This is a genomic window from Streptoalloteichus tenebrarius, assembly GCF_024171885.1.
Lineage (GTDB): Bacteria > Actinomycetota > Actinomycetes > Mycobacteriales > Pseudonocardiaceae > Streptoalloteichus > Streptoalloteichus tenebrarius.
This window is the reverse complement of record NZ_JAMTCP010000035.1, coordinates 47,158-73,682: the sequence shown is the minus strand read 5'-3', so window position 1 is coordinate 73,682 and position 26,525 is coordinate 47,158. Positions and strand designations below refer to the sequence as shown.

Sequence of the window (26,525 nt, the reverse complement as noted above, 5' to 3'; positions counted from 1 at the left end):
GAACTGCGAGTCCCGGTTGGGGTTCAGGTAGCCGGTGCCCTCGGTCAACTTCACGTAGGCGAACTCCACGCCGGCGCCACGCACCGCACCCCAGTCCGGGGTTCTCTGCCAGGACGAGACGTCGATGCCGGTGATCACGCTGACCTCCGGTCGTCGAGCAGACCCAGCGCCTCGGGCGGAGGGGGCGGGTCGATGCCCCGATCGATCAGCACGCCGAGCAGCCGCCGGATGTACGCACGGGCGCCGAGCTGCCACGACAGCAGCTCGGCGACCTCGGCGCGCAGGGCGCGCAGCTCGGCGCGCACACGGGCCGTGCGGGCGGTCTGCCACGTGGACAGGGCGGTGCCGAGCGATCCGATGGCAGCCAGCACCAGCTCGGGGGAGATGGACACGGGGCCTCCTGTACGCCGGACGGGCGATGGCGGGGAGATCAGGTAACGAGATGATCTGGGGGGCGATTTGTTGTGAGAGCGCGCGCACGCTCGAACTTCGTAAGGGGAGCTGATGAACCGCTGGTTACGCCCTGCCGCTGTTGGCGGTGTCGCAGCCGCACTCCTCGCCGGCCTGATCGGCGGCACCATGATGCTCAGCCACCAGGCCCCCGCTACGGGCGCCGAAGGACCCGCGTCGCCGCCGCCGATCGTCACCGACGAGGGCACTCCGACACCGGCCACCGCGGGTGACTCGGCGCCGGGCGGGGCCCCCTCTGGTGCCGCGGGTGCCCCTGCGGTGACGGGCGCGCCGGCCGCACAGCAGCAGGCCCCTGTTCAGCAGCAGGTGCCCGCGCAACGCCAGCAGCGGCCGGCAGGGCAGCAGCAGGGTCAGGCCGTCGAGGTGCCGCCGCAGCAGTCCACGACCGGCGCCCCGACGACCACGACCGCGGTGCACCCGACCCCAACCCGGCAGCAGGAGGTTCGGCCAAGCCCGGCTCCGCCGCTCCGGACGACCACCACCACGCGGTGCTACACCGAGGACAAGCTGAACGAGATCCCGTGCTGACTCAGGTCTGGCGCATCCAGCAGCTCAGCACCTGGACTGCCACCATATCCGTCGCGTCACCGCTGGTCGCGCGGATCGACAGCCGCACCGGGATGTTCGTGTGGCTCAGCCACGGGCTGATATCCCAGGGCCCGTAGAGCGCAGTCTCGATACCTGTGGACACCCAGGACCCGACGACCGTCTGGTCGTGCCCCACGCGGACCTCGTATGTCACCGAGACAGGGGACGTCCCGGTCGCCCGACCCCAATACCCCAGGATCTGAAGACGTGGGTGGCTGACCTTGCCGATCCAGCCTTCCCACACCACGGGGCCAGTGGTGAGTGCTGACACCGGCAGCATCGTGTAGCCGACGTGGTGCGATGAGTGCCCCATCTCGAACTGCGGGTACAGCGGGACGGCGGTCCACGGCTCGGCGACTCCGCCGTTGCGGTCGGTGGTGAACGCAACGTGTCCAATGTGGTCCCATACCCAGAAAACGGGTTCGTATCCATCGGCGGTGACAGGGTCGTAGACGGCGAGGCGCCGTCGGCCGGACCCGTCGCGGACGATGAAGAGCGGCTGACTATCGCCATTCGGAAGGTTCGGGGAACCAGCCCCGATGAAGAAGCGCTCGACGCCAGCGGAGTCGAGCACCCGGAGGTGGCCGTTGTCCTTGATGGTCAGGCCACCCCGGGACACCACGGCAGAGCTGAGTCCGACCTTCTTCCGGACCTCGGCCAGTTCCTGTTCGAGGCGACGGATACGGTCCAGCAGGGTCGCGGGCTGGTTGATCTGTCCCATCAGGCCACATCCTCCAGCAGCGGAGCCATCGTCAACGTCACGTCCTCTCCCTGCTCCGTCACAGAGATGTCGGCGCCGATGATGCGGACCGTGGTGTCGAGGCCATGATCCCGGCCGGGGCGACGCTGGTGGAACTCGTCGTCGATGACCACCCTGCTGTCGTCGCCGACGGCCCACACCCCCACCTGCGGATACCGGGTGCCGTCAACGGTGAGCTGGATCGTGACGACCGGGAGGCGGGCGGCGGCCTGGTCGGCGTCCGCGTGCGACTGGAGCGTCGCGGTCTCGCGGACACTGCTGTAGCCGCGCTCGGTCTCCAGCAGCGGCCACGCGGTCAGGGCGTCCCGGTCCTCAGCCACAGCGATGGGGGTTCCCTGCTCCATGCCATCGCCGGTGGCGAACACCCTGCGCGCCGATCTGCTTCCGTCGCTGTCCCACCGGTACGCACGGACGTTGCCGCCGTACTGCCACACCCACGGCGATCCCTGCTGCCCCAGGTAGGGGGTGCCGATCCGCAGCACCCGCCGCGGCCGGCCCGCCGGCCCCTCCGCGACCGTGAACAGCATGTCGGGGCCACCGATCACGCTGGACAGTCGGCGTAGCTCCTCGCCCACGGAGGCGAGGGCGTAGCCGTACCAGGTGCGGTCGCGCCAGGTGCCCGACGAGGTGGTCTCGGCCTCGACGAGGATGTTCCCCCCAGCGTGCTGCTGGGCGAGCTGCACCACGCGCCGGACGATCTCGTTCTGCTCGACATCCCGATAGGACACCGACTGCCGCGCGACGTAGTCGACTGGCGGCCGCTCCGGCAGAAGCGGCAGGATCTTGCGGTGGTCGAAGTAGCTCCACCAGTCCGCAGCCCCGATGCTCACCTGCCCGCTCGCCGAGTCGTACCGGCGGGTCCAGATGATCCCGCCCCACACTGGCCGGCCGTCCCGCAGCACGTACACCACCCGACGGGTCGGCGTGGTCAGGTCGTACGGGTCCCGGCCTCGCACCCGGGGATCGGTGATCGTCAGCACGGCCGACAGGGTGCCGGCCGTGTTGAGCTTCTGGTTGTAGCGGACGTTCGTCAGGGGCAGCTCGTCGAGGATGACGCCGGTGGCGAGGTCGGCGAACTGGAACGTGTACGCCGGTGGCGAAGTCATGTGATCACCTTCCACAGCGCCGGGTCACCGCCCACATCCTCGATGCGGATCGAGGATCGACCGTTGCCATAGATGGTGGCTGTCCCGGTCCCGGCGAGTTTCGTCACGGTGACGTAAAAACGCGCAGCACTGTCCGACACGTCCGAGCGCCACGGCGCGGAGACCGTCCGGTAGTCGTCGAGCCCGACGGCTGTCGGCAGCCACGTCCACTCGGCGACCACCAGGCCGGACGTTGGGTTGTCCCTGCGTACGCGGATGCCGAACGAGTCGCCGGCGGCGGCGGTGAACCCACCAAGCAAGGTGACGGTAATCCCATAGATCCTGTTCAGCAGGATCCGCACACCCTCCACCGCCAGTGGAGGGATGTTCGTCTCGGTGGTGCCCACATTGGACACCAGCGCACCTGGGCGGGCCACGATCCGCCCGGTGACCTGCCGCAGCGGCACCCACGTCGTACTGTTCCACCAGTAGTGTTCGCCGGAGTCGGCCCGGTACACGACCTGCCCCTGGTACGGGGTGGTGATGGCCGACAGGCCAGCAGCGGTGGCGACCACCGCGATGCCCTGCACCCGCCACCCGTCGAACGCGCGGACCTCCAACCAATCCTTGTCGCGCCGCCAAACGGCCATGCCTTCGTACGGAGAGACGATCGCGTCCCGCTCGGCCTGCGACGCCACCGGCAGAACCCCGCCGAGGGCCACAGTCATCGCCGGCGGCCTGAGGTCGTCGAGGCGGTCGTTCGTGATGGCGGTGGCCCCGGCCGGGACCCGGATGCGGGCGAGCGGCACGTAGTCGGTGCTCGCGCCGCCGGCGGCCGGGTCGGGGTCCTGGGGTGTCGCCGAGGGGGTGCCGACCACATGCCGCACCAGCAGCGCGTTGTTGGGGTCGCTGTGGAGCTGGTCGTTCTGCTGCACGACGATGAGGTCGTGCCGACCCAGCGACGAGTGCGGCGGTGCCGCTCCGAGAATGTCGATCACCTTGGGGGCGTCGAGAGTCTGAATGTACGGGGCTGCCGACCGGGACGGCGTGTTGATCCGCTGGAACGCGGCGACGGTGACCCGACCATCCGGTGTTGGTGACGAGGCGGTGACCCGCCCCGGCTGGCCGGGGCCTGGCCGCCACCCCGAGCGGGCCGCTACCAGCGACCCGCCCGGCGCGACCACCGCGCCCAGCGCGAACCTGGCGTCGGTCGTGGTGATCTCGCCGTCCGCGTCGCTCACAGCCCACGAGAACCGCTCGGGCATGGAGCCTCCTCACAGGTCGGTGTGGTGCCAGGTCACGGTCAGACGGGCGTCGGGTGAGTAGCCGGCCGACCCGGCCGCCGAGAAGAACCGCACCCGGGTAGATGTCCCGGGTGGGATGGGTGCCCACTGGCGAGTCCACAGCCGGTCCGCCCGGGACAGGTCGGTCCCGTCGATGGTGACGGCCTGGTGGCGTGTGTCGATGACCAGCGTCTGACCGGCGGGGACGACGAACCCAGGATCGAAGGCGAGGATCGACCCGCCGAGGTCGATCACCGGCCCCGGAACCGGCCCCCGCAGGTGGTACAGGGGCCAGGCGGGGGCGTTGCCCGTGGTCACCAGCGTGGCCTCACCACCCGACCCGCCCGCGCCGACTCGCAGCGGAAACACCAGCGGGAACCGCATGCCCCCGGCCGGCGGGGCCTGCAACGAAACCTCCCGCGTCTCGGCGGGCAGGCGGAGCAGTCGCGGGTCCGACGCCACCCACTGGATGGCGGCTCGTGTCAGCCCGAGCGCGTAGTGCCGGTCCGTCGGGATCGCCCTGCGGACGCACCGGGCCATGACCATGTGCGTCTGATCGTGCAGCCGCACCACGAGGGGGTCCTCGTCGGGTGCCTCGGTCCAGGCGGTGGCCGCCCGCACCGCGGCCACCGCCTCCCGGAACACGTCGAGGGGCCCGGTGATCAGCAGCTCGACGGTGATGGTGCGGTCGTCGCCGAGCAGCCGACCCAGGTAGGTTCCATGCCTGCTCGGGTGCGGGGTGTTCCCGCCGCGCGCCGGTGGGAGGTCGTTCCAGCCTTCGAGCTTCACCCACCTGTAGCGGGTGCCGGCGCCGAGGACCAGGCCGCGCCACTCGATCTGGCCGTCGGTGGTGAGAAGGTCGCCGGCCGCGAGCATCACCCACCACCCCGCATCATCCAGTCCAGCTCGGTCGCCAGTCGCCGCTCGTCGGTGTCCGGTGCGGCGTGGAAGTGCTCGATGTGCAGCGAGGCCCGACTGTCTGTGCCGAACGGCGCGAACCCGGGCGCGCCCAGCATGGGTGCGCCCGCCATCGCCGCCACCGGAACCGGCGGCACCGCGAACGCCGGCAACGTTGGCGTCGCGAACGTGGCGAGTTGCTCGGCTGCTGCGGCGACCAGGCCCCGGGTCGAGGTCATGCCGACCGCGAGGCCCTGCCCGGCGTAGCGGCCCAGCTCGGCCATCACCCGCGACGGCGAGCGGATGCCGAGGGCGTCCCGCACGGGGCCAGGGATGATGTCCCGGACCAAGCCGATGAGCCTGTCCTTGACCCAGCCGGCCATGGACTTGATGCCATTCCACAGGCCGGCGAGGACGTCGCGGCCGGCGTTGTACAGCAGGGAGCCGAGGTCACCGACCGCGTCGAGGATGCGGCCGGGCAGGCCGCGCACCCAGCCGACGAGGTCGACGAGCCGGTCGACAGCGGCCTGGTGGACCTGACCGAACCAGGCGGCGACCCGGCCAGGCAGCGAGCCCAGCCAGCCGAAGAAGTTGACGATGTCGTCGACCCGCCGGCCCACCCACGCTGCCGCGTCCGAGATCGGCGTGACGATGAGGTCGTGCACCCAGCGCCAGGCGTCCCGGGCCCGGTCGACGCACCACTGCCAGGCAGTGGACAGGGCGTCGCCGAGCTGCTGGGTCTGGCGCACCACCCACGCACCCGCGTCCTTCAGGGGCTGAACGATGTGCTCCTTGATCCAGCCCCACGCTTCGCCGGCTTTCTCCACCAGCCAGTCCCACGCCTTGCCCAGGTACGCCTTGATCTCGTCCCAGTGGGTCACGATCACCGTGACCAACAAGACCACCCCGGCGATGATCGCCATCCACGGGTTGGCCGACATGATCGTGTTCACCAGCCGCGCGGCGACGCCCCACGCCTCGTAGGCCTTGACCAGGCCAAACACCGCCAGCGCCGTCGGACCCAACCAGGACATGGCGTCGCGCAGGAACCCGGCGACGCCCTGGATCGCCGGCCCGGCGACCTGGATCGCGCCGGACAGGACGGAGCCTACCTGCGTGGCCAGCTCGGCCGCTGCCGGCGCCAGGTCGACGAGCGCGGGTGCCAGCGCGCGGAGCGCTGTGAGCAGCACGCCGGAGGCGACGGTGGAGATCTGCCCCAACGCCATGCCCAGGGTGGTCAAGACCTCCTGCCCCTGGGCGCTCGACAGAAACTCGCGCACCGCGCCGGTAAGCGTCAGCAACGTCTGAAGGGCCCCGCCACCCCCCGCGCCGAGCGCGGAGAACACCTGCGCAGCGATGGCGCCGAGGTTGCCGAGGACGCGGGCCAGGTCCCCGATCGCGGACAGGCCACCGGAGATCCACTCCTTGAGCCGGCCCGACTGCCTGGCCTCATGCACGAACTTCGCGAACCGCTGCGCGGCGGTGTCCGCCCCGGCCGTCAGTCCAGGTAGGACCTCGGCACCGACAGCGGCGAGGTCGCGGAACGCGGCGAGCAACGGGCGGGTCGCGCCCGCGAGGTCGTCCACCGCGGTCTCGGTCGCAGCGAAGATCAAACCGACGTCACTGCTGGTCTGCGCCTCAGCGAGCCAGTCGGCGATCCCCAGCGCAGCCGTGTTGAACCCGGCGGCGATGGCTCCGAGACCGTCGCGCAGCAGCGGTAGGTACGTGGTGGCGAGGGGGCGGATGCGGTCGGCGACCCCTGTGAACAACTCGTGTTGGATGCTCTGCTTGACGTCGTCCCACGCGGGCTTGACGTCCCGGATCGCCACTGCCAGGTCGCGCGCGGATGGCGCCAGCCGGTCCAGGGCCTTGTTGAACTTTTCCGGATCGTCCACATTGGACAAAGCGTCTGAGAAACCGCTCATGCCGATCTTCAGCGCGGCCATGGCCGAGGCACCCGACAGCGCGACAGCAGGCAGCAGCCCCAGCGCACCCGACAGCGACCCGACCATGCTCACGGCACCGCCCATCCCCTGCGCGGCGCTGGGGATCGCAGCCAGCCGCGAGATGAGGGACATCGCGCCAGCGGCAGCACGGTCCATGCCGGACCGCAGCCCCTCGCCGTCGAACCGGCCAGCCTCATCCAAGCTGGCCCGGATGGCCGTAGAGGCCACCTTGATCTTCGCCTCGGCCTTGTCCAGCGCACGATCCCACGCAGACCGCTCGACTCGCAGGAACGCCACCAGTTCGCCGACGGTGAGCGCCACCAGCTCACCCCCCCCGGCTACAGGCGGTCGATCACCGACGTCACGGCCTCATCCCCGTGCACCTCGACCGGCGCACGGGACACCACCTGCCGCCACACCGAGTCACCAGACAGGCCCGCGAGCAACACCAGGAACCGGCGCCGGGTCAGGCCCGCGAGCTGGGCGGCCGTCAGGCCATACTCGCGGCCGAAGTCCGCTTCGATGAGCGCCCAGTACCGGCGGATGCGCGGGTCCGCGAAGAGCCCCCCGCAGGGGCTCGGCTGGCCGCTTTTCCCTTCGCGGCCTCGGCCTTGGCCACGATGTCGGCGGCCTCGGCGAAGCCGATCCGCCTGCCGGAGCCGTTGGCGATCCCCCACGCGAGCAGCACCTGGAGCTGGCGGCTGGTGATCCCCGCGTCCACCCACCGATCGAGCACGTCCTGGCCGAACAGGTCGACCAACAGCACCCTCAGGTCGTCCTCGGTGGCGGCCGCGCCGGCCTGGTCCAGGCGCTGCTCGAACCTCAGTGGCAGATCGTGGGGCACGGTGACGTCGACGCCGAGGATGCGGCGGGTCTCGCGGGTGGTGTCGTCGTGTTCGGCCCAGAACGCAAGGAAGTCATCCGGCTGGTCAGTCATGGGGTCACCGCCATGGTGGTCGACGCCCCGGACCGCGTGATCGTGCAGGACCAGGACATCATGTCGTTGGTGCCGCCGCCCTGCTCCCCCACACTGAACGTCGCCGTCCACACCTTCCACGTGGTCTGGAGCGGGTGACGGAACCGGACGCGGCCCAACGACTCGTGTCCGACCTTGGTGGCCAGCTCCTCGCACCGGGCCTGTCCCGGCTCCGACGCGCCGGTGGCCTGGTCGACCAGCCGCACACCTTCCAGCTCCATGCTGGCGCCCCGCTGCATGATCATCTGCTCGTAGTGGCCAGCACTGCTGAAGGTGGTGGTCTCAGCGGTCTCTTCGTTCTCGCTGGGGTTCACCGTCGCCGAGGTCAGACCGTCGATGAGCACCCAGGTGTTGGCGGTGGCAGCTTCGACCTGGACGACGACATCCCGTGCGTTGATCTTGATGTTGGGCATGTGCTCCTCCGGGCACGCCGAACACCCGACCGCTCGCGGCCGGGTGAGGGAAAAGGAAGGTCAGCGGCGGTTCACGCTGCGGTTACGAATCTCCAGGCGGAGGTTGACCGTGTACTCGTGGCGGCCTGCCTGGTCCCTGCCGATGTAGGCGGGACCGCTCGTCACACCGACCACGAGCTGAAGCCACGTCCCGCCGACCAGCGCGCGGGGACCGAGGCCGTGCAGCGCGTCGTAGACCGCCTGCGCGCGCGCCTCGGCCACCCGCGCGTCACGGGCGGGTCCCCGCACCCGCACCTGGATGCGCGGCTCATCCCACCCCAGCAGGGAGTCGGCCTCGCCGCCGCCGTACCGGGCGACCGCGACCGCACTGTCCGGGGCCTGCGGCAGGACCGCGAGGAACACGTCACCCCCCGGCCGTCCGTCCGCCCGGTACACACCCAGCCCGAGGTCATGCAGCAGGTGAGCGAGCTGTTCCAGGAGGGTCACTGCATGCTCTCCAGGATCGCCACGGCGATAAGGGACATCATCGTCCCCCGCTCGGCCTCGGCAGGTTGTTCCAGGTACTTCGCCTGCCGCCCCGGATCGTGCTGCCAGGTCAGCTCCTCGTGCTGACGCACCGCGTACGGAGTGTCGTAGCTGACCGCGCCCACCAGCCGGGTGTCGTCAACACTCGCGACGCCCGAGCGTTCCAGCGTGCCTTCCTCGATCGGGACGAGCTGACGGGAGGCCCCCAACAGGTGCTCCGTGGCCTCCTGGAGGCCGCGGACCGCGCCCGAGCGCGCGCGCCGCTTGACCTTCGCGCCATCCCACGTGACGTCCACCCGCATCGTCATCGCACCGCCACCTCCAGGTGGGACGGGACCGGCAGCCGGCCGCCGTCACCTCGGCTGCTCGTGAGCACGACGGAGACCCGCCCGTCGGGCAGAGTCACCCGCGACCCTGGTGGCGCGGCCACGGTGAGCGGGCAGTACACCGTCGTCTCGGACACCACGGTGTCACCGGTGGCATCTCGCACCAGCCGCCGCCGCTCGTCGACGATGCACCGGACGACAGTGGCTGGTCCGTAGGTGTCGCCGAACGGCCCGGCCCCGACGTACGGTTCGATGACGATGTCCTGTCCGGTCTGGATGTAGAGCCACTGCGGGATGCCCGCCACGTCGGCCACCTCCTATCGGCGCACGATCACCCCGGGCAGCAGCCGGGCGAGCCGAAGATGACGCTCGGCCCCAGCAGCCAACGGGACGCGCCCATCGGGGCGGAGCGCGCTCCGCCGTCCCGAGAGCTTGACGTTGCCGATCACGACCTGGTCCCACTCGCCGGCCGCGCCGTCCTCGTCTCCGGTGGCGAGGATGTGCAGAACCTGGGCGCAGGTGGCATCCCGCAGTGCCACCCGCACCATGGGGTCGGTGGGCATCCCGACCGGGTCGGTGTCGTAGATGGCCGTCACCAGCGCCTCGTCGATCGCCTCGGAGGCCCGAGTAAGTAGGCGTGACGCCTCGGGGTCGGCGGGCACGGTGACGGTGGGCGGCGGCGGGTAGGCGAGCAGGTCGGCGCGGGTGGCGTACACGCGCGCCACGGCCTAGCTCCGGCTGGCCGAGGTCGCGGGCGGCGGCTCGATGGACGAGACAGGCGGCGGGGTCGGGGTGCTGGCGTCGGGGACCCGGCGCCAGGCGGGGGACGCGACGAGCCGGTCGGCCTCGGGGTGCGGGCCACCGAACACGACGCGCTCGTCGGACCCGACGTGCTCGAAGGTGATCACGAAACCTCCTCGGTCGACGCGGTAGGCGTGGCTGGCTCGGCGGGCGCGGTCTTGGTCTTGCGGGCGGGCTTCACCTCGGTGACGCCGTAGCCCTGCGACCGGAAGTACACCAAGGCGGCCCGGTCGCTCGTCTCGGCGTGGCCGTCGACGAACACGATACCGGCCACCTCGCCGCTGAACCCGGAAACTGGCGTGGTCACACGAAAACTAGCCATCGCACTGTCCTCACTGGACCTTGACGTTCCGCAAAACCCCGGCAGCACGGCTCTTCTTCAGAACCATCGCGACTGGACCCATTTCCACTTCGCCCGTCTTCACCGCGCCGGACCGCTCGTAGTCCGGCAGCCACGTCCGCACCAGCGGCCGCCCGGCCGGCGACGCGGCGTGCAGCGCGTCCAGGCCGAACGACACCGCATACAGGTCGGTCAGCCCGCTGATGTTGCCGCCGCTGCCGGCCCCGTCGGGGTCGCGGGTCTCGATCGGGATGATCGGCGAGGCACCGTCGACCCGGTCACCGATGTCGACCAGCACCCACTCGCCGTACCGCTCCACGGTGCGGCCGAGGTCGTCCTTCGCCGCGGTGTGCATGGCCGCGCGCCGCGCGATACTGCGCACCCTAGTGATCGACTTGGTGTTGCCCAGGATCGCCTTCACCCCGGGCGGCACGTCACCGGGCTGACCCGTAGCACCGCCAGTCTGAGATGGCATGATCGTGGACAGCCACTCGTCGAGTACGTCCATCGCGTCGTGTGCCTTGTCGACGCTGGTCAACGCGGGGCTGGTCCAGTCCACGTAGCGCGTCGTACTGCCGGGGAAGAACTCGGTTGTGCTGCCGGCCAGCGCCTTGGACAGCCCATCGAACCCGAGGCTGTCGACTGCCGTGTCACCGAGGATGAGTTCCTGCTGGAACCGCGTGCGAACGCTGACCAGCAGCTGTTGCATCTGGAAAGAGATCTCGTTTGTGGCTGCGGGACCAAGGTCCGCCAGCGCCCGGTCCACCTGGAACGCGCCACCTAGGGGCTTCAGGGCGGCGCTGTACCGCTGCCTCGTCGCCTGACCAGGCGAGTACTCAGCGTTGATCGCACGGAACGCCGCCGGCGCCGCCGTGACCAGGCGCGTGTAGGCGTACTCCAGCGACCCGCCGTTCGTCCCCGGGGTGACAACGTCGTCCCAGACGATTTGGTCCAGCAACCAAGAGTACCTGCGGAGCTGATCAATCACGGCATAGTCCACATCGGACTGACTGTTGATCTGAGCCTGGGCGAGCGTGATGGGCATAGAAACTCCTCACTCACATGGCGATCAGGTGCCGTAGACGCCCCTGATCGCGTCAGACAGGGATGCCGCGCGCCGCGGCTGGTCGGGTCCGCCGCCGGTGACCGGGGCACCCGAACGCGGCGGCGTGGGCTTGGGGGCGAGCTTGGCCAGCGCGGCCACAGCAGCCTTGATGCCGTCCTCGTCGACGGCCCCGCTCTTGGGGTCGACGAACCGCGTCATGTCGAGCAGCGGCCCGACCTCGCCGAGGGTGAGGCCCGCCGCTGCGGCGGCGGCCTCCAGGCGCGCAGCAGCGACCTGGCGGCCCAGCTCCGCGACAGCAGCGGCCCGACCGCGCTTCTCGGCTTCGGCGATGGCCTGTTCGGCTTCGCTCATCGATGCCCGCCGGGTCTTCTCCAGCTCGGCGGCCTCGGCCTTCCAGCCAGTGTCGCCCGGTGCGGGCTTCACGGCCTCCTGGCCGGTGGTCGGCTCGTCGCCGGCCGGGTCGGACGCAGTGGACTCATTGGCGGCACCCATGATCTCTCCCGTTTCGGGTGTGGCTACTTCGGGTGGTTACGGCCCCGTTTCGGGCCGCTCGTGGACTCCCTTGTGCAGTCGACGTGCACCGTCGACACTGGAAAGCCTTGTCACACAAGGAAAGAACAACGGCACAGCGTCACTCAGCGCCTGGCCGACACCATCGCGGACCCTCACACGGCGGCGGTTGCCGGGTCGTCGCGGCCGTCGATGCTGGCCTGCACGGCCGGGCCGATCGCGCCGGCCGGGTCGTTCTTCCCCGGCTTGGGGATGTTGCCGGCACCAGGTTGCTCCCGGTATCGCACCCTCTTGAGCTTCGGGTGTTCCTTCAGGTGCTCGCGCATGGCGGCCTGCCACGCGGCCACCTTGTGTTTCGCGTGTTGGCGTTCCTCGTCGGACACTGCGCCCGCCTCGCGGGTCCGCCACTTCCGGATCTGGCGCTCGATCGCGCGCTGCCGCTGCCGCGCCCGGTTCCCCTCGGGGTCGGCGGTCGGCTGTCGCGGCACCCGCGTGACACCCGGCAGATACGCGCTGATCGAGTGCCGACAGTTCGGGTGGAACAACCCGAGCACCTGAGCCTCGGCCAGCGTGGCGACCACCTCGACCGTGACCGGTTCCCCACCGATGCGGTCCGGGACGGTGATCTCGCCCGTCGGGCCGCCGTCCAGCCGCAGCACTCGCCCTTCGAACGGTCGGCACAGCGCGCACTCTTGGCCGTGGTCGGAGACGTAGACCAGGCTGATGCCCGTGGTGGTGAGCCGGTCGGCCTGTGCCTGCACGGCGGCGCGCTGCGCCACCGTCCGCGTGGCCATCTCCACATAGCTGGAGAGCTGCCAGCGGCGACCGGCCGAGTCAGTGAACGCGGTGATGCCACGGTCCATCAGCCGGCGCCATGCGGCCTGCGCGGCGTCCCGCCGTGTGCCCACCCCGGTGAGGACCCGGGCTGACGCGGCGGTGATCACGGAGCGGTACGCGTCGACGCTGTCCCGCAGGATGTTCCGCGAGCGTTCGCCGATGTCGTGGTGGACGGCGGCGGCCAGGGCCTCGATCGCCCCGAACCCCGGCAACTCAGTGAGGGCCTGGCGGGCTGCGCCGGCCAGGCCCGACGCTGGGAACCACGTCGCGGGCAGGTCGACGAGCGCCGCGGTCCAGCCGTGGCGGAACGCGGCGGCCGCCGCCTCCCGCAGCGCGGTGCTGCTGTCGGCCTGCACCCCGGCGATCACCGCCTGCGCCGACCGACGCAGCGCGCGGACAGCCGACAGCTTCGTCTCAGCCCACCCCGGTGACTGCATGTCCCGGTCGTCGAGGTCCCCGGCCAGGTGTCCGGCGATGATCCGCACCAGGGCGATCTCGGCCTGGCGGTAGAGGGCGGCCACGGTGGCGGCGATCTCGTCGAGGTAGAGCGGATCAACCCCCACCGTTCACCCCCTAGGCCACGGCGTCGTCCTCCTGGTCCTCGCCGAACACGCCGCCGGTGGCGCGGAGGGTGTCGACCGGGTCCGGTATGTCGGCGCCCTGCTCCGCCCGGATCGCGGCCACCTCCCGGTCGACGCGCGCGGTGTCCCAGTCGGGGTGCAGCAGCTCAACCCGGGTGCGGATCGACGCTGCTTCGGCGGTGGCGATCTCCCGGATGGTCTGGGCGAGCACCAGCGGGGACTCGGACACCCCGTCGGGCCACTCGACGCGTGGCATCTCGGGCGTGACCGGGCGGCCGAACACGAGCTGGTCGACGTGCAGGGCGACGGCGGCAAGTCGCCGCAACGCTGGTGACCAGTAGTTGATCTTCTTCTGGCGGGTGACGAACGAGCGCCGCTCACGCGCCACGACCTCGGTCGCGGTCATCGCCCCACCGCCATCGCTGCTGGTCAGCCCGAACGTGGCCGCCGCGTAGCCCGCGGCCTCGACGGCGCGACGCACCAGGTCGTCGACGGTTTCGCGGTGCTCGCGCACGCGGATCGCGAACTGCTGCAACGTGATGCTCCCGTCGCTGGTGGGCGGGATGTTCAGCGCGGCGTACACCTCGCGATCCTCATCCCACATCGCGCCCTGGCCGGGGCCGAGCGGCGACAAGAACGCGTCAGGCAGCAAGACCCGTGCCTTGGCCAGGCGCACGTCCCGCATCCACGAGCTGTAGACCTCGTCGATTGCGTCGAACAGCCCGAGAAGCGGCCCCTCGAAATCACTCCTACCCAAGCTGGACCCCGGGTCCAGGCGCGACGGGGCCATGTTCGGCACGTCCACCACCGGCAGCATCGGTAGCCCCGTCTCCACCACGGGGGCGAGACCCCGCGTGGCCGGATGCGCATCCAGCGGCACCGCGTTTCCGAGCGAGGTCTGGGTGCCCTCGTACAGGCCATGCAGCGTGATCGCCTGGCCACCGTGCATCTCGTGCTGCTGGAGGTGCCGCATCACCCGGGACCCGCTGTCGTCGGTGTGCACGGTGGTCCACGCTGTCAGCGCCCGCAGCATGCCCCATCGGTACTCGGGTAGGACGTGGTCGGCGCGCACGACCGACAGGACCGGGTGGTCGGCGACCGAGGTGTCCCAGTCGACGCGGAGGAACACCACGCCGAACGCGGCGCCCAGCTCACCAGCGGCGGAGAGCTGGGCGTGCCAGCGCAGGTCCTCGGTGAGGTTCTCCCAGCGTGCGGCTGTCGCCGTGTCCGACCAGGTGAGGGTCGGCGGCTCCGCGAACAGCAGATCGGAACTGATGCTGGCGATGTCCGCGGGCAGCGGAACGTGGATCTTGGATCGCCGCTCACCGGCCGGGGTGGGCTGTCCCCACCACCAGCGGGCGAGCCGGCCGACGACGCCTCCCCTGTACTGCGACGGCCTGTTCTCTGGTGCGGTGGTGAGCCGGTACGAGTACACCCGGGTCAGCCTGTCCGGGTCACCGGCGTACCAGGCGTCATACTCCCGCAGCCGGACCAAGTTGGTCGCGTGTTCGCGGGGCGGCCAGGGGCTGTTTTCCGCTGGTAGCGGCATCGGTCACCTCCTATGCGGCGAGCTGTGGCCGCCACAGCGACTCGGTGGAGTGAATGACGTACCGGCCGGCGTCGAGGCTGTGGTCTTCGGCTTTCACCGGGCGGTCTTCGCCGCGCTGCGCGGCGTCGTCGTCCCACGAGTACGACGCGACCTCGTCGATCCAGCCGCGGCACGAACGGTGCACGCGGAGCCGGTCGGTGGCCAACAACCCGGCCACGGTCCTGATCCCTGGGAGCACATCGTTGATCGCGTGCGCCACGCGGGGAAGGCCGTCGCGGTAGAGCTGGAGGGACAACGATGCCGCCGAGGGGTCGATGTAGATCCACTCCGGCTGCACCCCGCGTGTGGTCTCATGTGGACGGTCGATGGTGTCGAGCCAGCCGCGGATGCGGTTGCTGTACTCGGGGTCGGTGAGTGCGCGGACGTGCTGTCGGGAGTCGTAGCGCCACTCGTGGGTGAGGTACAGGCGGCGCCGGCCAGTGTGGTCCTGGCCGGCGCCCAGCAGCAGCACGGATGTGGCGTTGGTGGTGCCGTAGTCGATGCCCGCGCCGATCCACCGGTCGATGCGCGGGAGGGTGTCGACGACATGTTGTTCCTCGTCCCAGCAGTCGTAGACCGCGCCTTGGGCTAGGCACCAGTCGCCGAGGATGAAGCGCCTGTGCCACAGTCCCGTGTACTGGGCCGTCAAGTTGTCCACATAGGACTTTTCCAGCGAGGGGTTGTCGTCGAGGACGAAGTGCCAGTGCACCAACCCGACCTCGCCCGCGCGCAACAGGAAGTCCCTGCGCAGCCAGTGGCCCGGCCCGTCTGGGTTCGTCGTGGCCAGCAGCCTGGCGCCAGGAACCCGCAACCGGGACAACAGCATCATCCAGACCGATTGCGGCACTAGTGTCGCCTCGTCGACGTAGGCCAGCGCCACGGTCGCGCCTCGGATACGGCCCTCGGACCGGGCGTCCGAGGCGCCGACGAGGTGGACGGTGCGGCCGAGGATGGTGGCGGTGGTCGACCCGGTGGTGTGGTGCACGTGCGCGGCGATCGGCCCAAACAAACTGGGCGACTGGAGCGGGCTGAGCAAGTTCCGCTCGATGGTCTGAAGAGTACGACCGACGACGACGATCAGGCCCTGCGTCGGCGCGGCCGCCACGGCGATCACGAACGCAATCAGGCTCGCGATCGTCTTCCCCGAGCTGACTGCGCCGGTCCACAGTGACAGCGGCGACGACTCGGACTCGACGATCGACTGGATCTGCCGCCGGGACAGCAGCGTGGTGATCCGGTCAAGGTGAAGACGCGTCATCGACGGCCTCCGTGGCGTCGTCGACGGCCTCGTCGGCGGCGACCAGCTCGTGGTGCGCGGCCCGCAGCCCAGCGGCCAGGGTGGCGACGAGGGACGTGGCGGTCTCGACCTGGGTGCCGCTGTCGTGCTTGTCGAGCAGCACGTGCTTGTCGAGCGCCACGCCGAGCGCGACGTAGGCGTTCCGCTGCTCGCTCAGCGGCGGCAGGTCCAGCGTCACCCGAACCGGACCAGTCGGGCCCCGGTCGGCGTAGGTGTACGCCGACCACGCCCGGGCGCGGAGCTGGTCGACGTCGTCGAGCAGCGCGGCGGCCAGCTCGGCGCGGCGCGCGGCGAGGTCGACGGTGCGGGCGGCGGTCGCGGCGGCGGTCTGGGACCGGTCGACGGTGATGCCCTCGTCCCGGGCGATCCGGTGAATCGTGGACAGGGCGCGACCAAACCGACGGGCGACAGCCCGGATGCCCCCCTCGCGGGTGCCGGCGTGCTCGCGCAGGGCGGCGACGATCTGGGTGCGTTCGTCGGGGGTGACGGGGCGGGCCATCGCTCACCCCCCCCAGCGCCGGACATGAGAGAACCCCCGGAGCCAGATGGCTCAACGGGGGTTCAAGGTTGCGTGATCAGGGCATGGCTCCGCCCACACGAACATGATATAGGCTCACGCAACCCTCCGGCGCTCCGGGATGCCATCGAGGATCGCTCGGCAGCGGGCCGCGTCATACAGGGGCCTTCCGTCACGATGACGAAACTCGATTGGGCAGCGCGCCCGGATCGTGTGCACCGACCGACCCGAGATCCGGGCCAGCGTGACCCGGTCGACCAGCACCCGGCCACCCTCGCGGATCACCAACGGGGTCCGCACCATCTTCCCTCCCACACAGAACGTCACATCTCGCCGACAGGCGCGCCGCCTCGCTGAGACGGCGCGCCTGTCCACTCACTGGTCGTTCAGCGCGACCAGGCGGCCACCCAGCATCGTGACCAGCGCGGAGAGGCGAGCCTTGTCGCGGCTGAGGCACTCGGGTCGCGTGACGGCGAGCAGGTCGACAGCTCCGGCGAGCAGGTCATCGATCGCCTGGTCGAGGCCGATCCGGCGCCCGTCCCGGCCCCGGTAGCTGACGACCTCGGACACCACGGTGTGGGTGTGGGCGGCGGCCCAGTCGCGGAGTGCCCGAAGCTGGCGGTCGCCGGCGGCGTAGTCCGCGGCGTAGGCGTACAGCAGGCCGCGAGCCATGTGGTTCCTCCTGGTAGATGCGGTCAGGATGCTTGGCGGACGGCGAGATCGACCAGCGCCCAGCCGCGGTAGACCCCGCCGCAGACCGAACACGTGATCGCCTCGCCGCTCTCGGGAAGCCGCAGCGGCGCGGCACACACCTCGGTGTCGCTGATCTCGCTGGTGCAGTGGCCCACGACCGGGCGACGGCGGTCCCATCCGGTGTGTCGTTCGAGCTGCCGGTGGAGCCGCCCGAGGACGTCTGCGACCTCGTCGATGGTGGGGAGCGCGCACAGGACCGTGAGGTTCCGCAGCAGGAACCGGCAGTGGTGGGTCACGGTGTCGACGGCGCCGACGATCCAGTCCAGCACCGCTGGCGCGGCCAGCACGTCGCCGTCGCCGTCGGGCAGGGACCGCCAGTCGCGGGCCGCGATCACGTCGAGGCGGGCCGGCGGGGCCGACCAGTAGCCAGGCGCGCCGCGGCCGATGCCGTGGCGGGTGGGGGTGGGGTCGAGCAGGGTGTACAGGTCGGGGATGCGGCGGAGCCAGTGGGCCAGGTCGTCGCGGTGGGTGTAGCAGATGAGGAGGTCGCGGCCCGGATCGCGGCGGCAGTCGGGGATCACGCAGGTGGTCATCCGGCCATCGCCTCGGGCGTGGTGCCGTAGCCGGCGGCGTGGAGCAGCGCGGCGACGTCGCCCAGCTCCATCATCACCGGGGCGGACAGGAGGCCGGGGCGGGTGGCGTGGACCAGGCGGAGCAGGTCGCTGGTGGTGAGGAGAGTCCACCAGCGTCCGACGTCGGTGGTGCCTCGGCGGCGGATGACGAGGATGCCGTGGTCGGCGCCGGCGGCGTCGCGTTGCTGCCGGGTCTCGTCGAGCCACCGTGCCGCGTCGGGTCGGGCGACGTCCTTGATCTGCCAGACGATGCCGGGGGTGCCGGTGATGTCGCCGGGGTCGGCGCTGGTGCGGGTGGCGGTGCGGTAGCCGGTGCGCACGGCGCGTTCGGCGTGCGGCCAGCCGTGGCCGCGGAGCCAGGCGGCGACGGCGCGTTCGGCGTCGGCGCCGCGGCGGCGGTTGGCGCGGCCGCGGGCGGACACGTCGGTCGTGGTCATGGGGTCTCCTGCATGAGGTGGCCCGCCCGGCGCGGAAGACCGCGCTGGGCGGGCGCTGGCTACTGCTGGTCGGTCATCCAGCGGCGGGTGATGGTGTCCAGCCACGCCGAGGCGCGGCCGTGGGGGCAGGGGCCGTCGCCGGCGGCCTGGTGGACGTGGCAGTCGTCGGTGCTGGGGCAGCAGCCGCGCACGTCGACGAGGTCGGCGATCAGGGCGACGGCGGTGGCGAGGTCGCGGTCGTGGTGGGCGGCGAGGCACTGCGCGCCGGTCTGGGCGAGGTGGTCGAGGATGCGGCCGAGGGCGGCGAGCAGGGCGGCGTCGGGGGTCTCAGTCACTGGGTCTCCTCGTGGTGGTGCCGCCGGGCGAGCATGCGGGTCTTGATCTGGCTCATGGTCGGGGCCGTCCACTCGTGCCATCCGGTCTCGGGGGTCCACCGCTGCGAGTGCTCGCGGTGGGGGACGCCGCACCAGCGGCACCCGGACGGGTGGTCAGTCACGGCGGCGGCGCGGAGGACGTCCGCGACCGCGCAACCGTCGGCGGCCAGGCGAGGTGCTTCCCGTCGGGCGGCTTCCAGCGCGTCGTCGAGGGTGTACCGGTACTGGGCGATCACCGTGCGGCGGCAGGTCGATGGCGGTTCGTAGTCCCAGTGGCCGTCGCGGGACAGCGCCCACGGGCCGTGGAGCACGGCCCACTCGTCGTGGCGCTGGCGGGACTTCCCTCGGTACTCGACGGCGAGGGTGTATCGGTCGCGTGCCGGGTGGTCGTCGGGCAGGCAGGACAGCTCGTATCGGCTGACTCGCGCGACCACGGGAGGGCTGCTTGCGGTGGTGTTCTGGGGGTCGATCACGTCGTCTCCACTGTGGACGGTGAGGGTGCCGCCGGCCCCGCTGTGATGGCGTGGGGCCGGCGGCACTGGCTCACTGTTGGTTGGGCGGCGTGGTCGGCGGCCAGGGGACGGGGATCACGCACCTGCACGGCGCGACCACGTGCTGATCCGGGTAGAGCGCCACCCCGGCGGCCGGGCGGCCGCACACGGCGCACGGCAGCGAGTGCAGGCGGACGATCAGCGCCCGGGTCGGCGTCACGCCGCGACCTCCTTCGTGTCCGCCAGGGCGCGGACCGCCGCCAGGGCGGTCACCGCGACCGGGGTGGGAAGCAGCTCGGCGCGGTCGATGACGCGGAGCAGGGCGGCCAGGGCCTCACGCTGCTCGGGGGTGAGCGGCGCGGGGCCGGTGAGCGCCGCCAGGGCGCGGGCGTGCTGGGTGTCGGTGGGCCGCAGGGTCACTGCTCCCCCTCGGTCCGCTCGCGCCACTCCTCGGCCACGGCGGCGAGCGCCTCCCGCTCCGGGCACGCCGAGAGAGGGAGCCGGCAGGCGCGGCACGTGGTCGGCCGGTCCGGGGTGGGCCGATGGCCGGTGGCCACCGAGGCGATCAGTTCGGCGACGGCGGGGTGAGTGTCGCGGAGGCGCTCGGCGTAGACCATGGCCGCGTCCGTGATCGGGTCGCCTGGACCGCGTCCCGGCCGGCACGGGGAGTCGGTCCACGTGCTCATCACGCGCCACGGGCCGAGCAGGTTGGTCCTGATGCCGCAGCGCAGGCACCGGGCACGACTGCTGCTCACAACAAACACGTGGTCGCTCGCGGACTGGGCCTCACCTGGCGGGACGTGGTGGGCGGGCCGGACCGGGAACCAGCGCGGCCGGCCAGCGCTCTTGTGCGCCTGGGCCAGGACCCCGTCGGCCCGGTACTGGGCCGCGACCTCCTCGGCGTGGTCCTGGGTGTACGGACCGAGCACGTCGTGGCTTTCCGTCAGCCGGGCGGACCGGGTGGGGATGACGTACCAGGCGGCCGGCGGCACGGTGGCGGTCACTGGGCGCTCCCAGTGCACTGCGCGAACGCGACCACCTGGTCGATCGCGATCCGCACGTACCCGTCTTCGGCCCCGTCCGGCACCGTGACGTCGTAGTCCCGGCGCAGCAGCACGCGGACGCGGACGGGCATCGTGTCGATCTCGCCGTAGAGCCCCAGGATTAGGCGCTCGGCGTGCACGCGGAGCATGAGCTGCGCGCCGGGGATGCTGCGCGCCCATGCGGTCAGGTCACGGGCGGAGGCGCAGAGGATGGCCAGGCCGTAGGGCGGGGTGTCGGACGCGCCGTAGAGGGGGACGCCAACGTCGACGGTGTCGAGGGTCAGGCGGTGCAGCCCCGCGTGGGTGGCCAGGCGGGTGAGCGCCACGTGGGCGGGCAGCACCCAGGTCTGCGGGCCGCTGGCCAGGCGGCGGGTGGTCGTCGTCTTCATCGGTCGTCTCCATTCGTTCACCGGCACACTGCCGGTGTAGGTCACACACTACCGCAGTTGGTAGCGCACACGCTACAAGTTCGCGTCGGATTTTCCCTACCCATCCCCCCGCGCGTTCCCCCTCGTCGAACGTTCCCCGCAGGTCAGACCTCAGAACGGCGGCGGCGGGTCAATGGACATGACCCTGGCGCCCAGGTGCTCGCTCAGTAGGTCGAGCGCTACGGCCTCCAACCCCGAGGTCGGAACCGGGGCCGGGGCCGTTCGTTTGGGTGCGAGCAGTCGGGCGACGGCCACCACCTGGTCGACCTCGACCTGGTCGGGGGTGACGGGGTGGGCGCACTGGTGGGCGGGCAGAACGGGCGGCCGACCGCGGTGGTCGCCGCGGATGCGGCTGGGGGTGCGGAGAGCGAGGCGACCCGCGATGAGGGCGTAGGTGCGGCGCCCGGCGAGGCGGGCGTGCAGTTCGGCGGACAGGGTGATGGGGGCGGGGTCGACTCGGTACGGCACACCTTCGTCGAGGCCGGTGAGGTGGAGGCGTCCGCAGCGGGGGCAGGGGGTGGGGGTGGGGCGGGTCGTCGCGAAGATCAACAGGGGGCTCCTGGTGACACGTGTGACGCGTTGTTGGGTTGGTTGCTCCGCGTGCGTATGCGCGCGCGCACGCGAGGGCCGATAACTGGAAAACGCGTCACCACGCGTCACGGTGGTGACGCGTTGATGCGTCACCACCAGGCGGCCCATGAGGTTGTGGGCGCTCATGCGAGGTCGAGCCTCCCGGCGTCGGGTGACGTGTTCTCGTCGGCGATGAGGGCGACACCCCGGTAGAGGCGGGCTCGTCCGGTGCGAGCTGGGTCGATGCCGAGGCGGCGGAGTTCGAGACCGAGACGTTTTGGGCTGACGGCCGCTTCGCCTTCGGCGAGGCACCAGCGTTCGTAGGCGGCGCGGAGCGCGCTGGTGGTGGTGGTGACGTGGTCGGCGCCCCCGATGTGGCAGCAGTCGGCGACGAACCGGGCGACGGTGTCCTGGGCGGTCTCGTACTCGGCGGTGGCGGCCTTGACGCTGGCGGGGGTGGGCAGCCCGTTGGTGGCGTAGTCGCGGGCACCCTCAATGATCCACGCCAGCACGGCCGCTCCGTGTTCGCGGGCGAGGATTCCTTGGAGGTCGTCGACGCGGCGTTCCTCGGGCACGGTGCGGGTGAAGGGGACCAGCCGGAGTCTGCGCCAGAAGCTGTGGCCGCCGCTGGTGACGGCGGGTTGGTGGTTGCCCATGAGCCACAGCGTGTGTGTGGGTGTGAACGTGACGTGGTCCTGCCTCATAAACCGGGCGGTCAGCGTGTCGCCGCCGGTCAGGGCCTTGACTTTGGCCTCGTCGAACCGATCCTGTTCGTTCACTTCGCTGCATACGACCATGCGGGCGCCGGCGAGGCGGGCGATCTCGGTGTCGTGGCTGGCGTAGTTCTTGGCCATCAGGAACCCTGCGGGCGCGGTGGTGGCGTAGTCCCCCAACACGTGGGTCACGGTCTCCAAGAACGCTCCCTTGCCGTTCGCACCGGACCCGAACGCGAAGGGCAGCACGTGTTCGCGGACGCGGCCGCAGGCGGAGTAGCCGACGAGGCGTTGCAGGTAGGTGATGAGGTCCTGGTCGTTGCCGAAGGTGTCGCCGAGGAACTCCGCCCACCGGATCGGGTCTGCGGCCTCGTCGACCGCGGCGGCGGTGATGCGGGTGTGCAGGCGGGCCGGGTCGGGTGGGGTGAGCGTGCCGGTGCGCAGGTCAATGATCCCGGTCGGTGTGTTCAACTCGTAGGGGTGTGCGTCGAGCTGGTCGAGGCCCACGACGATGCGGGGATCGGTGGCGGCCTGGGTGAGCATGGCGGTGGTGCCGACGGCGCCGAGGCTGCGAGCCTTGTGCCGGATCGCGGCTTGGTCGTCTTCGGGGAGTGCGCGTGCGATCCTCTTGGCGTACTCGCGGGCGTGGCCGCCGCCGGAGGCGCACCATTCCCAGCGGACCCCGGTCCAGTGCAGCCAGCGGCCACGTTCGGGGCAGTACCGCAGGACGGCGCCGTACCGGTCGATGAGGGCCAGGGCGTTGCCGTCGTCGGAGCGGGCGTAGGTGCTCTCGACCTCGGTGTCGGGTGGCTGGTGAACGATGGCGAGGGTCCCAGCCGCGCTGGGCGTGGCGGTGATGGTGGGCAGCGGTGCCAGCACGGGCCGGGCCGGTTCGGGCGCGGGGGTTCCGTAGCCCTGGCGGCGCAACACGCCGGCGGCGGCCGACCAGTCGCCGTCGTGGTTCAGCAGGGCGTAGGTGCGCCACTTCGACAGTGCCGTCTCGGCGGGTAGCTCGGTGCTGGTGGTCCACACGTAGAGGTAGTCGCCGTGGTCGCCGCCGGTGACGGCGGAGACGCCGTGGGCTTTGCCGGGGCGGGTCCAGTAGGTGCGGGTGCCCTGCTGGTAGGCGACCCGCCACCCGTGCGGCTCCAGGATCTGATTCCAGGTGGCGCGCTGGTTGAAGTCTTCGCCTGGGGGCGTTCCCCCGCGGCGGTGGTCGGGGTCGAGGGGGACCGGGTCCGGGATCGGTGGCGGCGGCGGGAGCTGGTCGAGCGCCCGGGCGGCGGCGTGGAGCACGTCGCGTTCGTCGGGGGTGATGGTGGGGATGGTGGCGGGGGTGCCGGTGACGGTGCGCCAGGCGCGGCCGGTGGGGTGGACGGGGCCGTGGGAGGGGGCGACGACGACGAACCCGCCGCGGCCGCGCGTCTCCAGCAAGGTCCTTCGGGGGCGCTTCCCCTTGGTGGCGAGCAAACCGTGGTCGTCGTGGGTCAGCTCATCGTCGCGCGCGGGGCGTTCCGCGAGCTTGGTGTTGCCGTCGACCAGGCCGCCGTCGACGCGGTACAGGATGTGCAGGCCGCCGCTGGGACTGGTCTCGGTGTAGCCGGTGGCGATCCGCTGCCACAGCTCGGCGTGCCCGGCGCCCTCCACGTGTTCGCGGAGGGCGAGGACCAGGCCCTCGCTGACGGCGCGGCCTTCCAGCTCGAGCATTTCCAGGCCGCCGGAGACGGGGCCGCAGACGACGCCGATGCCGGGGTGCCCGTCAGCGAACCAGGTCACCACCTGGTCCCTGCCGGGTCTGCGGCGCTGGTACTCCTTCCACTGCCCTGCGGGGGCCTTGGTGCCGTCGGTGGCGACGCGGACCACGGAGCAGCCGGCGTCGTACCAGTCGAGGGCAGCGGAGAGCATGTCTGGGTCCACTGTGGAGCCTCCACGGTGCGATGAGGCGAAGAGGGGGCGTGGCTTGGCCGATGACGTCCCGCACCGGCCCCGTGCGGGGCCGGTGCGGGACAGCACTGGTCAGGTCACGTCGTCACGCAGTCGGCGCGCCCCCGGCGGCGATCTGCGCGAGCAGCGCCTGAACGGCCGGGTCCGCCGCCGGGGCGACTGGGGCCGCCGGGGCCGGGGTGGTCACGGCCGCCGGGGTGGTCGCTCCGCCGTTCTTGCGCGCGGCCCGCTCCCGGTCGACCCGGTCGGGGTTGGCGCTGGCCCACTGCTGGGCCAGCGCGAGATCCGAGCCATCCAATGCCGCGACCGCGATGTAGGGGTTGCCGCCGCGCGCGGACGGGGTCCACACCAGCCGGATCGGCAGGGCCTGACCCACGTAGGCCGCGAGAGCGTCGACGACGGCCCCGTTCATCCACAGCACGTCGATGTAGACCGCGCCGGTGGACAGGTCGACCACGTCCACGACCACGCCCGCCGCGCCCTCGGGCTTGTACTTCGTGACGATCCCGCTGCGGTGCTCGCGGACGAGCACGACCAGCGGGCGGTCGACGGCCTCCTTGGCGGGCCACTGGTCGCCGACGGATCGGGCGTTGGGGGTGAAGGTTCCGAGCTGCATGTGTCGGGTTCTCCGTTTCTTCTTCTGTGTTCCGCCATGGGGCGGGGTGTCAGGGGGTGTCGCCAGGGCAGGTCGCCCCGGTGTCGGCACCGGGCCGGTACCAGGGGCAGTAGCGGCAGCGGCGGGACGCGGTCCGTGGGATGTGCTGGTACCGCTCGGGGTGGTCGGTGACGTCGAGCGCGCAGGCGGCTTCGAGGATCTGGTCGTGGCGGGCGATCGCGGCGTCGGCCACGGCGGGGTCGTAGGGCTCTGACCAGAGGTGCAGGCCGGACAGGAGCCCGGCGCGGGGGTACATCGCGAGGGCGACGCGGCGCACCGGGAGGCCGAGGCGGGCGAGGCCGAGGCCGTAGAGGTGCGCCTGGGCTCGGTACTGGTCGGGCGGACCCCCCCGCTTGTACAGGCGCATGGTGGTTTCGCCGAGCACCTTGTGATCGATCACTGTGGCCTCGTCGGCGTCGTACAGGTCGCACGATCCCGCCACCCCGGGCCGGATCTCGACGCGTTGTTCGACGAGGTACCGGATGCGGCCGAGCCGGTCGTTTTCGGCGCGGCACGCCTCAGCGAGCCAGGCGTGTACGGCCGTGCCCACGATGGAGGCCCACGGGTCGCCGCCGCCGTTGACGCGGCGTTCGTCCATCAGCCGATACGCCAGGCGCCGGGCGCACGGCTCCCCGATCTCGGACGGGCCGAGGGCGACCTGGAGTGAGCGGGGCGCGGTGTGCGCGGCGGTGGTGATGACGTGGCGGAGGGTGTCGGCGAGCGGGTCGACGACCGGCGAGTCAGGTGGGGCGAAGGTCCCGAGCTTCATGTTGGCTGCTTCCTCAGGATGCGGGTAACGGTGACGGCCTCCTCGCCCAGCAGCGAGGCGATCCACGGAATGTCGTGAGGGCCGTAGGCTGAGGGCTGCGACGGGCCACTGTGGTGGTCGGTCGTCTCCAGGACCCCCGCTGCTGGCCGGCCAGCTACGTGGCGGGGGTCCGTCATGTCCAGGGCGGTGGTCATGCCGCCCCCGGCAGGGCGACGGCGGTGGCGAGGCCGCGCAGGGCGCGGATCTTCGCCTCGATCTCCTCGACGGACGGGCCGCCCGCCTGCCATGCGGCCTCGGCCGCGAGGCGGGGCGGCAGGGCGTCGCGGTCGGCCCGGGCCTGTGCGAACACCTGCGCGGCGGCGCGGATGGCGTCGACGCGGGTCACGATGCCTCCCGAGCGGGGGCGACCTCGAACAGGTCTTCGAAGCGAGCCTTCGGCAGCGCGAGGAGCAGCGCGCCGATGAAGTCCTCGCCGGGCCGGATCACGCCGGCGAGGTGTCTCTGGAGGGTGGTGCGGTGGATGCCCATCCGGTCGGCCAGTGCCGTGTTGCTCAGGTTGGCGGAGCGGAGATAGGCCATTAGGCGGGTTCTACGGAGCGTGATGACAGCGGCCATTCGTGTGACCTCCTGTAGCTCGGTCGGGGCTGCTGTAGGTCCCACGCTACACCGGTCGGTAGCGTGCACGCAACACAAGTAGCGCACGCGCTACAGCGCTGATTGGGTGATTCCCCAGGTCACAATGGTGCGCAACCCCCTCGCGCTCCTCTGTCCGGTTCCTGCCCTGCCCGGTGGCTGTAGCATGCGCGCTACTACGATGGGCAGTCATGACGAACAGCGACACCCCCTGGCAGCGGTGGCTACGACACGAGCTGGCGCAGCGCGGCTGGCGACCCGTCGACCTGTCGCGCGCCTCAGGCGTCCAGCGCAGCGTGGTCGGCCGATGGATCAGCGAGGGGACGGTCCCCGACG

The 26,525-nt window shown here is 71.4% G+C and carries 37 protein-coding genes and 1 pseudogene; 2 read left to right on the top strand and 36 right to left on the bottom strand.

The genetic code is table 11. The annotated features are described in order from the left end of the window. Together LX15_RS32675 and LX15_RS24125 are read right to left on the bottom strand one after the other, a co-directional pair. A partial coding sequence (locus tag LX15_RS32675) for a GH25 family lysozyme (protein WP_308213513.1) occupies positions 1-138 on the bottom strand: 138 nt, incomplete at its 3' end. Further along, positions 135-392, bottom strand: coding sequence for a hypothetical protein (locus LX15_RS24125; RefSeq protein WP_253671931.1), 258 nt, complete (start codon positions 390-392; stop codon positions 135-137). The genes LX15_RS24125 and LX15_RS32675, both read right to left, overlap by 4 nt. Before the next feature lie 337 nt (positions 393-729). Here LX15_RS24125 and LX15_RS24120 point away from each other — a divergent pair, with 337 nt between their 5' ends. Next, positions 730-999 (top strand): hypothetical protein, encoded by a 270-nt coding sequence (locus LX15_RS24120; RefSeq protein WP_253671930.1) that lies wholly within the window; start codon positions 730-732, stop codon positions 997-999. A 1-nt stretch (position 1,000) separates the two neighbouring features. Here the strand turns inward: LX15_RS24120 and LX15_RS24115 are convergent, their stop codons facing one another. The 34 genes from LX15_RS24115 to LX15_RS23950 form a co-directional block, all read right to left on the bottom strand. Continuing rightward, a complete protein-coding gene (locus LX15_RS24115) occupies positions 1,001-1,780 on the bottom strand; it encodes a hypothetical protein (RefSeq protein WP_253671929.1) in 780 nt (259 codons plus the stop codon). Then, a complete protein-coding gene (locus tag LX15_RS24110; RefSeq protein ID WP_253671928.1) occupies positions 1,780-2,925 on the bottom strand; it encodes a hypothetical protein in 1,146 nt (381 codons plus the stop codon). Before LX15_RS24110 ends, LX15_RS24115 begins: the two co-directional genes overlap by 1 nt. Continuing rightward, entirely contained in the window at positions 2,922-4,088 is a 1,167-nt protein-coding gene (locus LX15_RS24105; RefSeq protein ID WP_253671927.1) for a hypothetical protein, read from the bottom strand. The genes LX15_RS24110 and LX15_RS24105 overlap by 4 nt, the downstream gene beginning before the upstream one ends. A 90-nt stretch (positions 4,089-4,178) precedes the next feature. Further along, the gene (locus tag LX15_RS24100; protein ID WP_253671926.1) at positions 4,179-5,063 is read right to left on the bottom strand and encodes a hypothetical protein; all 885 of its coding nucleotides are present in this window, start codon (positions 5,061-5,063) and stop codon (positions 4,179-4,181) included. Then, entirely contained in the window at positions 5,063-7,351 is a 2,289-nt protein-coding gene (locus LX15_RS24095) for a phage tail protein (protein WP_253671925.1), read from the bottom strand. The genes LX15_RS24100 and LX15_RS24095 overlap by 1 nt, the downstream gene beginning before the upstream one ends. Positions 7,352-7,520: 169 nt before the next feature. Continuing rightward, positions 7,521-7,967, bottom strand: a complete 447-nt coding sequence (locus LX15_RS24090; RefSeq protein ID WP_253671924.1) for a hypothetical protein — start codon at positions 7,965-7,967, stop codon at positions 7,521-7,523. Beyond that, positions 7,964-8,419, bottom strand: a complete 456-nt coding sequence (locus LX15_RS24085; protein ID WP_253671923.1) for a phage tail tube protein — start codon at positions 8,417-8,419, stop codon at positions 7,964-7,966. Before LX15_RS24085 ends, LX15_RS24090 begins: the two co-directional genes overlap by 4 nt. A gap of 60 nt (positions 8,420-8,479) precedes the next feature. Continuing rightward, the gene (locus LX15_RS24080) at positions 8,480-8,905 is read right to left on the bottom strand and encodes a minor capsid protein (protein ID WP_253671922.1); all 426 of its coding nucleotides are present in this window, start codon (positions 8,903-8,905) and stop codon (positions 8,480-8,482) included. Then, on the bottom strand, positions 8,902-9,252 hold the full coding sequence (locus LX15_RS24075; protein ID WP_253671921.1) for a minor capsid protein: 351 nt from the start codon (positions 9,250-9,252) through the stop codon (positions 8,902-8,904). The genes LX15_RS24080 and LX15_RS24075 overlap by 4 nt, the downstream gene beginning before the upstream one ends. Then, the gene (locus tag LX15_RS24070; protein ID WP_253671920.1) at positions 9,249-9,584 is read right to left on the bottom strand and encodes a hypothetical protein; all 336 of its coding nucleotides are present in this window, start codon (positions 9,582-9,584) and stop codon (positions 9,249-9,251) included. The genes LX15_RS24075 and LX15_RS24070 overlap by 4 nt, the downstream gene beginning before the upstream one ends. 3 nt (positions 9,585-9,587) lie before the next feature. Beyond that, entirely contained in the window at positions 9,588-9,995 is a 408-nt protein-coding gene (locus LX15_RS24065) for a hypothetical protein (RefSeq protein ID WP_253671919.1), read from the bottom strand. 3 nt (positions 9,996-9,998) lie between these two features. Beyond that, positions 9,999-10,178, bottom strand: coding sequence for a hypothetical protein (locus LX15_RS24060; RefSeq protein WP_253671918.1), 180 nt, complete (start codon positions 10,176-10,178; stop codon positions 9,999-10,001). Further along, positions 10,175-10,393, bottom strand: a complete 219-nt coding sequence (locus LX15_RS24055; protein ID WP_253671917.1) for a hypothetical protein — start codon at positions 10,391-10,393, stop codon at positions 10,175-10,177. Before LX15_RS24055 ends, LX15_RS24060 begins: the two co-directional genes overlap by 4 nt. 10 nt (positions 10,394-10,403) lie before the next feature. Next, positions 10,404-11,456, bottom strand: coding sequence for a major capsid protein (locus tag LX15_RS24050; protein ID WP_253671916.1), 1,053 nt, complete (start codon positions 11,454-11,456; stop codon positions 10,404-10,406). Positions 11,457-11,480: 24 nt separating this feature from the next. Then, positions 11,481-11,969, bottom strand: a complete 489-nt coding sequence (locus tag LX15_RS24045; protein ID WP_253671915.1) for a hypothetical protein — start codon at positions 11,967-11,969, stop codon at positions 11,481-11,483. Positions 11,970-12,142: 173 nt separating this feature from the next. Beyond that, the gene (locus LX15_RS24040; protein WP_253671914.1) at positions 12,143-13,387 is read right to left on the bottom strand and encodes a phage minor capsid protein; all 1,245 of its coding nucleotides are present in this window, start codon (positions 13,385-13,387) and stop codon (positions 12,143-12,145) included. Between the two features lie 10 nt (positions 13,388-13,397). After that, positions 13,398-14,954, bottom strand: a complete 1,557-nt coding sequence (locus LX15_RS24035) for a phage portal protein (protein ID WP_253671913.1) — start codon at positions 14,952-14,954, stop codon at positions 13,398-13,400. A 10-nt stretch (positions 14,955-14,964) separates the two neighbouring features. After that, entirely contained in the window at positions 14,965-16,251 is a 1,287-nt protein-coding gene (locus LX15_RS24030) for a PBSX family phage terminase large subunit (protein ID WP_253671912.1), read from the bottom strand. Next, complete coding sequence (locus tag LX15_RS24025; RefSeq protein ID WP_253671911.1) at positions 16,232-16,789, bottom strand: helix-turn-helix domain-containing protein; 558 nt, start codon at positions 16,787-16,789, stop codon at positions 16,232-16,234. The genes LX15_RS24030 and LX15_RS24025 overlap by 20 nt, the downstream gene beginning before the upstream one ends. A gap of 393 nt (positions 16,790-17,182) precedes the next feature. Further along, a complete protein-coding gene (locus LX15_RS24020; RefSeq protein ID WP_253671910.1) occupies positions 17,183-17,479 on the bottom strand; it encodes a recombinase family protein in 297 nt (98 codons plus the stop codon). A gap of 23 nt (positions 17,480-17,502) precedes the next feature. Next, positions 17,503-18,093 (bottom strand): hypothetical protein, encoded by a 591-nt coding sequence (locus LX15_RS24015; protein WP_253671909.1) that lies wholly within the window; start codon positions 18,091-18,093, stop codon positions 17,503-17,505. Next, positions 18,090-18,569 carry a hypothetical protein gene (locus LX15_RS24010; protein ID WP_253671908.1) on the bottom strand — a complete coding sequence of 160 codons (480 nt, stop codon included), beginning with the start codon at positions 18,567-18,569 and terminating at the stop codon, positions 18,090-18,092. The genes LX15_RS24015 and LX15_RS24010 overlap by 4 nt, the downstream gene beginning before the upstream one ends. Before the next feature lie 59 nt (positions 18,570-18,628). Further along, positions 18,629-18,904: a hypothetical protein gene (locus tag LX15_RS24005; protein ID WP_253671907.1), complete on the bottom strand. Its 276-nt coding sequence runs from the start codon at positions 18,902-18,904 to the stop codon at positions 18,629-18,631. Next, a complete protein-coding gene (locus LX15_RS24000) occupies positions 18,901-19,416 on the bottom strand; it encodes a hypothetical protein (RefSeq protein ID WP_253671906.1) in 516 nt (171 codons plus the stop codon). The genes LX15_RS24005 and LX15_RS24000 overlap by 4 nt, the downstream gene beginning before the upstream one ends. Before the next feature lie 70 nt (positions 19,417-19,486). Continuing rightward, positions 19,487-19,654: a hypothetical protein gene (locus LX15_RS23995; RefSeq protein WP_253671905.1), complete on the bottom strand. Its 168-nt coding sequence runs from the start codon at positions 19,652-19,654 to the stop codon at positions 19,487-19,489. Further along, on the bottom strand, positions 19,651-19,854 hold the full coding sequence (locus tag LX15_RS23990; protein WP_253671904.1) for a hypothetical protein: 204 nt from the start codon (positions 19,852-19,854) through the stop codon (positions 19,651-19,653). Before LX15_RS23990 ends, LX15_RS23995 begins: the two co-directional genes overlap by 4 nt. Continuing rightward, the gene (locus LX15_RS23985) at positions 19,851-20,438 is read right to left on the bottom strand and encodes a hypothetical protein (protein ID WP_253671903.1); all 588 of its coding nucleotides are present in this window, start codon (positions 20,436-20,438) and stop codon (positions 19,851-19,853) included. The genes LX15_RS23990 and LX15_RS23985 overlap by 4 nt, the downstream gene beginning before the upstream one ends. Further along, complete coding sequence (locus tag LX15_RS23980; protein ID WP_253671902.1) at positions 20,435-20,866, bottom strand: hypothetical protein; 432 nt, start codon at positions 20,864-20,866, stop codon at positions 20,435-20,437. Before LX15_RS23980 ends, LX15_RS23985 begins: the two co-directional genes overlap by 4 nt. 150 nt (positions 20,867-21,016) lie before the next feature. After that, positions 21,017-21,454: a hypothetical protein gene (locus tag LX15_RS23975; RefSeq protein ID WP_253671901.1), complete on the bottom strand. Its 438-nt coding sequence runs from the start codon at positions 21,452-21,454 to the stop codon at positions 21,017-21,019. Between the two features lie 164 nt (positions 21,455-21,618). After that, complete coding sequence (locus LX15_RS23970) at positions 21,619-24,093, bottom strand: phage/plasmid primase, P4 family (RefSeq protein WP_253671900.1); 2,475 nt, start codon at positions 24,091-24,093, stop codon at positions 21,619-21,621. A gap of 124 nt (positions 24,094-24,217) precedes the next feature. Further along, positions 24,218-24,748 (bottom strand): hypothetical protein, encoded by a 531-nt coding sequence (locus tag LX15_RS23965; RefSeq protein ID WP_253671899.1) that lies wholly within the window; start codon positions 24,746-24,748, stop codon positions 24,218-24,220. 49 nt (positions 24,749-24,797) lie between these two features. Beyond that, a complete protein-coding gene (locus LX15_RS23960) occupies positions 24,798-25,556 on the bottom strand; it encodes a PD-(D/E)XK nuclease family protein (RefSeq protein WP_253671898.1) in 759 nt (252 codons plus the stop codon). A gap of 190 nt (positions 25,557-25,746) precedes the next feature. After that, entirely contained in the window at positions 25,747-25,941 is a 195-nt protein-coding gene (locus LX15_RS23955) for a hypothetical protein (protein ID WP_253671897.1), read from the bottom strand. Continuing rightward, complete coding sequence (locus LX15_RS23950; protein ID WP_253671896.1) at positions 25,938-26,135, bottom strand: helix-turn-helix domain-containing protein; 198 nt, start codon at positions 26,133-26,135, stop codon at positions 25,938-25,940. The genes LX15_RS23955 and LX15_RS23950 overlap by 4 nt, the downstream gene beginning before the upstream one ends. Before the next feature lie 245 nt (positions 26,136-26,380). Here LX15_RS23950 and LX15_RS33645 point away from each other — a divergent pair. Further along, positions 26,381-26,518: pseudogene (locus LX15_RS33645) on the top strand (hypothetical protein); the annotation flags it as partial. Positions 26,519-26,525: the final 7 nt, after the last annotated feature.

What these genes read in the sequence shown, in the direction of transcription:
- LX15_RS24115 (WP_253671929.1), bottom strand. Translation starts at nt 1,780, where the DNA reads ATGGGACAGATCAACCAGCCCGCGACCCTGCTGGACCGTATCCGTCGC.
- LX15_RS24110 (WP_253671928.1), bottom strand. Translation starts at nt 2,925, where the DNA reads ATGACTTCGCCACCGGCGTACACGTTCCAGTTCGCCGACCTCGCCACC.
- LX15_RS24100 (WP_253671926.1), bottom strand. Translation starts at nt 5,063, where the DNA reads ATGCTCGCGGCCGGCGACCTTCTCACCACCGACGGCCAGATCGAGTGG.
- LX15_RS24090 (WP_253671924.1), bottom strand. Translation starts at nt 7,967, where the DNA reads ATGACTGACCAGCCGGATGACTTCCTTGCGTTCTGGGCCGAACACGAC.
- LX15_RS24085 (WP_253671923.1), bottom strand. Translation starts at nt 8,419, where the DNA reads ATGCCCAACATCAAGATCAACGCACGGGATGTCGTCGTCCAGGTCGAA.
- LX15_RS24075 (WP_253671921.1), bottom strand. Translation starts at nt 9,252, where the DNA reads ATGACGATGCGGGTGGACGTCACGTGGGATGGCGCGAAGGTCAAGCGG.
- LX15_RS24055 (WP_253671917.1), bottom strand. Translation starts at nt 10,393, where the DNA reads ATGGCTAGTTTTCGTGTGACCACGCCAGTTTCCGGGTTCAGCGGCGAG.
- LX15_RS24050 (WP_253671916.1), bottom strand. Translation starts at nt 11,456, where the DNA reads ATGCCCATCACGCTCGCCCAGGCTCAGATCAACAGTCAGTCCGATGTG.
- LX15_RS24045 (WP_253671915.1), bottom strand. Translation starts at nt 11,969, where the DNA reads ATGGGTGCCGCCAATGAGTCCACTGCGTCCGACCCGGCCGGCGACGAG.
- LX15_RS24035 (WP_253671913.1), bottom strand. Translation starts at nt 14,954, where the DNA reads ATGCCGCTACCAGCGGAAAACAGCCCCTGGCCGCCCCGCGAACACGCG.
- LX15_RS24030 (WP_253671912.1), bottom strand. Translation starts at nt 16,251, where the DNA reads ATGACGCGTCTTCACCTTGACCGGATCACCACGCTGCTGTCCCGGCGG.
- LX15_RS24025 (WP_253671911.1), bottom strand. Translation starts at nt 16,789, where the DNA reads ATGGCCCGCCCCGTCACCCCCGACGAACGCACCCAGATCGTCGCCGCC.
- LX15_RS24020 (WP_253671910.1), bottom strand. Translation starts at nt 17,479, where the DNA reads ATGGCTCGCGGCCTGCTGTACGCCTACGCCGCGGACTACGCCGCCGGC.
- LX15_RS24015 (WP_253671909.1), bottom strand. Translation starts at nt 18,093, where the DNA reads ATGACCACCTGCGTGATCCCCGACTGCCGCCGCGATCCGGGCCGCGAC.
- LX15_RS24010 (WP_253671908.1), bottom strand. Translation starts at nt 18,569, where the DNA reads ATGACCACGACCGACGTGTCCGCCCGCGGCCGCGCCAACCGCCGCCGC.
- LX15_RS23980 (WP_253671902.1), bottom strand. Translation starts at nt 20,866, where the DNA reads ATGAAGACGACGACCACCCGCCGCCTGGCCAGCGGCCCGCAGACCTGG.
- LX15_RS23970 (WP_253671900.1), bottom strand. Translation starts at nt 24,093, where the DNA reads ATGCTCTCCGCTGCCCTCGACTGGTACGACGCCGGCTGCTCCGTGGTC.
- LX15_RS23965 (WP_253671899.1), bottom strand. Translation starts at nt 24,748, where the DNA reads ATGCAGCTCGGAACCTTCACCCCCAACGCCCGATCCGTCGGCGACCAG.
- LX15_RS23960 (WP_253671898.1), bottom strand. Translation starts at nt 25,556, where the DNA reads ATGAAGCTCGGGACCTTCGCCCCACCTGACTCGCCGGTCGTCGACCCG.
- LX15_RS23950 (WP_253671896.1), bottom strand. Translation starts at nt 26,135, where the DNA reads ATGGCCTATCTCCGCTCCGCCAACCTGAGCAACACGGCACTGGCCGAC.